6 protein-coding genes are annotated in these 5083 nt (G+C 40.8%); 2 read left to right on the top strand and 4 right to left on the bottom strand.

Translation table 11 applies throughout. The features are described 5' to 3' along the window. Positions 1–415 (top strand): YdcF family protein (locus QZT73_RS09795; RefSeq protein ID WP_291787875.1); only part of this gene is annotated, 415 nt, incomplete at its 5' end. 99 nt (positions 416–514) lie between these two features. Here the strand turns inward: QZT73_RS09795 and QZT73_RS09790 are convergent. The 3 genes from QZT73_RS09790 to QZT73_RS09780 form a co-directional block, all read right to left on the bottom strand. Further along, positions 515–973 carry a CBS domain-containing protein gene (locus tag QZT73_RS09790; RefSeq protein ID WP_291777886.1) on the bottom strand — a complete coding sequence of 153 codons (459 nt, stop codon included), beginning with the start codon at positions 971–973 and terminating at the stop codon, positions 515–517. Positions 974–1144: 171 nt separating this feature from the next. Further along, positions 1145–1876 carry a copper homeostasis protein CutC gene (locus QZT73_RS09785; RefSeq protein WP_291787872.1) on the bottom strand — a complete coding sequence of 244 codons (732 nt, stop codon included), beginning with the start codon at positions 1874–1876 and terminating at the stop codon, positions 1145–1147. A 3-nt stretch (positions 1877–1879) separates the two neighbouring features. Then, positions 1880–2866 (bottom strand): N(4)-(beta-N-acetylglucosaminyl)-L-asparaginase, encoded by a 987-nt coding sequence (locus QZT73_RS09780; RefSeq protein WP_291777899.1) that lies wholly within the window; start codon positions 2864–2866, stop codon positions 1880–1882. Between the two features lie 120 nt (positions 2867–2986). Here QZT73_RS09780 and QZT73_RS09775 point away from each other — a divergent pair, with 120 nt between their 5' ends. Further along, positions 2987–3748, top strand: coding sequence for a creatininase family protein (locus QZT73_RS09775; protein WP_291787870.1), 762 nt, complete (start codon positions 2987–2989; stop codon positions 3746–3748). Between the two features lie 481 nt (positions 3749–4229). On the opposite strand, the gene QZT73_RS09770 is transcribed toward QZT73_RS09775, so the two are convergent. Further along, positions 4230–5083 (bottom strand): VCBS repeat-containing protein (locus QZT73_RS09770; protein ID WP_291787868.1); only part of this gene is annotated, 854 nt, incomplete at its 5' end.

Genomic DNA, 5083 nt, shown 5'->3' with positions numbered 1-5083 from the left:
GATTACAGGAGGTCAGGGACTCAACCCTACAAATCCCAATACAGAAGCAGAATTATTAAGGGATTTTATGCTTATTGCCGGAGTGGATCCAAGTGACATCCTTTTGGAAAAAGAAGCCAAAAATACCAGAGAAAATACCCAATTCACAAAGGAAATACTGACCAATTTGGATGATAACTGGGAATTCAAGGAGTACTTACTGATAACTTCCGCCTTCCATATGAAACGGGCCAAGGGATGTTTTGATAAAGTCGGAATCAAGGTGACCCCTTTTCCTGTTGATTACTATGCAGAAGACATCCGGCTGAGCTTTCCCAAGTTATTTTACCCAAGTCCACAATCCATCTTAATTTGGCAAAAACTATTCAAAGAATGGATAGGAATCCTAAGTTATAAACTGGTCGGATATATTTAAAGTGGTAGTAAAACTAGAATATATATTAAAAATAAAACCTCCTGCTTTATACTTGGAGGTTTTCTCATCATACACCTTGTTTTAACTGTTTGAGTGGGTCTACCAAGTCGTTTCTTTCAGCTTCGGAAATGCCCGAATCACATCTGATAAACTGATTTGGCCGATCAACTTGCCATCACTCAATACGGGAAATCTTCTGATCTTTAAATCCAAAAACTTCTGGGCAGCGTCAAATAAAGTCATTTCGGGAGAAAGGGTAATTACATCCTTGGTCATATGCTCGCCCACTGATCCAACAAACTTGGGTGTATTGGAGTATTTTCCCTTTATGATTTCCTTGAGACAATCCACTTCAGAAATAATTCCGATCAAACGGCCATCTCTATCCACGACAGGTGCACCGGATATTTTTCTTTTTGTAAGTACTTCCAGTACATGATCTATTGTCTCATTTTCCATAAATGTCACCAAATTGGTGCTCATGTGGTCCTTGACCAGTACCGGAAGGTTATTTTTTTTGGGGGTTGCAACCCTCACGCCTTGAAAACTTTTTACCATAGCTATTTGGATTTTATTGTGTCGAATAAATTACAATATTTTACTCAAAAATCAAAATCTAATTGGCTATTAAATTCATTTATCAATAGAATACTATATCTATATGCCTTTTTGAAATATGCCGTAAAAGTTAATAAAACATGATCAGTCAGTGGCAGTATGTTCTATTGTTTAACCCATTTTCTTGAAAAACGCTTCTACCAGATGCTTATCAATTGTCAACACCCTCTCAAAAGCCTTCGGCTCCTTGGATAATCGGACATCTGTATGCACAAATTTGCTTTCTGATTGCCTATAACTTTTACAACTGGCATGAATTTCTTTGAGCATATTCTCTTCATTCAATAAAGGAATATGTTCAGGTTTTGACCCACCTCCTGGCATGATAATAATCCTTTCCCCAGCTTGCTCGAGGTAGGACAGGATATTTGTCATGCCTTCAGCAACTGTATTCTTTCCTCCAGAGGTAAGAATCCTCTTAAAACCCAGGGAAATGAGGGTTTCAATTGCCTCTTTCTTGTTACGACAGATATCAAAGGCCCTATGAAAGGTGCAGGGGCTACCTTCGGCTGCCTCAATTAAAACCTTACAGGCTTCCCGATCAACATGCCCATCCTGATCCAAAAGGCCGAAAACAAAACCATCAGCACCAAAGGACTTCAAAATCTGTATATCCCTTTTCATGACTTCCAACTCATCGGGTGTATAAACAAAATCTCCTCCTCTTGGCCGTATCATTACAAAAATGGGGATTCGTAATTTTTCCTTTAGGTATAGCAATGCACCCGCTGATGGCGTTTCTCCCCCTTCCCCAAAATCAGAACAAAGCTCTATCCTATGGACACCAAATTGCTCCGCCAACAAGGCAGCTTCTATAGTAAAAACGGGTGCTTCTAAAACCATGACTTATAATTTATACCCTGCATTCAAAAGATCTTTACCACCTTCATAATGCATGGCGTAGGTAAATCCTTGTTGTACAGCATAAGCTCCATATTCACCGTCCTTATTGATAGCCAAAAAACCTGCCTGAATATCTTTGATGTCTTTTTCATTTTTTGCGATCAATCTCTTGACTGCCTCTTCACAAGCCTCCTGAGGAGACCTGCCCTGACGCATCAGCTCCACGATCAAAAAACTGCCACAAATCCGGATAATGGATTCCCCTAAACCAGTGGCTGTAGCCGCTCCGACTTCATCATCTACATAAAGTCCTGCCCCAATAATGGGGCTGTCCCCTACCCTGCCATGCATCTTAAATGCCAGTCCTGAAGTGGTACAGGAACCGGCCAGTTTTCCATCCACACCTAAAGCAATCATGCCTATGGTATCGTGATTTTCAATATTGATGATGGGTTTATATTTGGACTCCACTTTCCATTTCTGATAGGCCTCCTCCGCTTTTGGACTTAATACCTCTTCTTCCATCGGAAATCCTTGAGCAATGGCAAACTGCCTTGCACCTTCTCCTGCCAATAACACATGTGGTGTCGCCTCCATAACTTTTCTTGCCAAAGAAATGGGATGTCTCACTTGCCTTACAAAAGCAACGGAACCACAAGAACCATCACCTTTCATGATAGAGGCATCCAAAGTGGGAATTCCTTCTCTATCCGGTAATCCCTGCAAACCAACGGAAAGGTTATCCATATCCAGTTCTGTGATCTTTACACCCTCTTCGACAGCAGAAACCAAATCTCCCGTTTCCATCAATACTTCCCAGGCCTTGTCATTAGCAGGCATGCCATGGTCCCATGTGGAAAGAATCAAAGGTTTGAATTTACCTCCTTTACCATGGTGTTGAGATTGGCCGAAAGCTCTCGTCAAACCTGTGGGCAATAAAATTGAAGTAGTAGCCAAGGTTTTTTTGAGAAAGGTTCTTCTGTCGCGCATCATATCATTGGGATTGATCAAATAAATACCAATATTCAAAAAATATATCAGAATAAGAGATTCTTTTTCGATATTTTTATAAAAGAAAAATGATTGTACCATTCACTATAAAAATACACTATGCGACCTTATCTATTGGCTGAAAATAACTGGAAAAATTTAAAGGAGCAGCGGTTCGACCTTGCCGTCCTCCCTTGGGGGGCTACGGAAGCCCATAATTATCACCTTCCCTATGGAACCGATATTTTTGAGGCTGATGCCATTGCGGCTGCGGCCGGTAAACTTGCATGGTATCAAGGAGCCAAAGTCATTGTCCTCCCTACCATACCATTTGGTGTGAACACCGGGCAAAGTGACATTTATCTGGACATCAACATGAACCCAAGTACCCAACTCGCCATTATCCGTGATATCCTTACGGTCTTGAACCGACAGGGAATCAAAAAATTCCTGATTCTCAACAGCCATGGCGGTAATGACTTCAAAACCATATTAAGGGAATTGGGCTTGGAGTTTCCCGAAATGTTGCTGATGAGCTGCAACTGGTTTCAGGCATTGGACAAAGCACTTTATTTTGATGTACCCGGAGATCATGCAGATGAAATGGAAACCAGTCTTATCATGTATTTACACCCACACTTGGTCCTTCCGCTTTCGGAAGCAGGTGATGGAAATGAGAAAAAATCAATTTTTACAGGCATCAGTGAGAAATGGGCCTGGGCAGAACGTCGCTGGTCCTCCGTCACAGCAGATACCGGTATCGGTAATCCTAAAAAATCCAATGCAGAAAAAGGGGAAAGGTACTTTAATGACATCGCTCAGAAGGTAGGAGAACTGATGGTTGAAATTGCCAATGCAGACCTTAAAAAGCTTTATAAGTAATGGAATACAGTCCACCTTCACCAAGGTTAAACTTTCATATCCTTCATTTGGAAGAGTAGCATTGAATTAGATTATTGATCTGAACCACAACTTGTCCCGAAAGTCGGGAAAAGCTCCAAAAGAAAACACAAGAATCTACCGGCTCAGGCACTTGCATTCCATGACCAGGCTTTTGTGCCCTTTTGTGTCCTTTTGTGGTTGAAAAAACCCCTTCTTTGTTTCCTCAAATTTTAAGGATCTTATAAAAAACTGAATCAATGGTTTTACCATAGGGCAACTTAACCATCAAGGTCAGAGAACTTATGAAAATGATTTTTTAACCAACCTAACCTTTTACATAATTGGACCACAATAGATACAAAAGAAAACTAAAGAATCTACATACTCAGGTACTGGCATTCCATGACCAGAATTTTGTGCCCTTTTGTGATCTTTTGTGGTTGAAAAAACCTCCTTGTTTCCTCAAATTTTTATCAAAAACTCAAAACTCCAAATCGACTAGTTCCCCTTTGAAATTCAGGCCTTGAACTTGCTTAACACCATTTGGTAGGGGAACCCTCCTGCTGGAATTGGAGATAAATCCAGACCTATTCCCTATATCAACCCTTTGCTTTTGTCCATTTTCCATTTCAAAAATGAGTGTGTGCACATCATGAGGTGGATGGATTAAACTTTCTGATTTCGGTATATTTTTTGGTTGGTGAACCAACAGTCTATCCCTGTTCTGAGAAGAAAGGTATAAAGCATGGCCTTGAGCATCATAGAGTAAGGACATAGATTTGGCATCACCGGCTACCACAAATCCACTTTCATAAGATCTTACAGGCTCAAAATTACCCTTCCCGTCACCCAATAAAACCAAGCCCGTGAATGCATCATACCTGCCTGCAAAAACCTCATTGCCATAATCGTTCCCTACCAAAACCAGATCCTGATGCCCGTCTCCATTCACATCATCAACTATCATACCATTGACAGGTGCTTTTTGGGCCAATAGAGGAAGTTCATGAACTTTGAATTTACCATTACCAAGGTTTTCAACCCAACTGCTTCGATCATAAGTACCCTTTAACACCAAAGCTCCTTCAAGTTCTTCTTGAGTGAAAAAGTTCTCTTCAGTAATCCTGGCATATTCCTTATAGCGATTGAACTTTCTCCTGAAAAGGGTACTCTGCCCATATAAATCATCCCAATAATGGGCAGGAACTGAGACATAATTCCCGGAATTGTCTTTGAAATAGGTGAATATAACCGGGTCTATGCTTCGGTTACCATCAAAGTCCTTTCCGTACACTGTAACCGGCCTTTCCTCACTTGGCTGGTACAAATTATTGG

The sequence above is a fragment of the Cecembia sp. genome (assembly GCF_007126775.1).
Lineage (GTDB): Bacteria > Bacteroidota > Bacteroidia > Cytophagales > Cyclobacteriaceae > Cecembia.
Note: the sequence above shows the minus strand (reverse complement) of the source record. Positions and strands in the feature narration are given on the sequence as shown.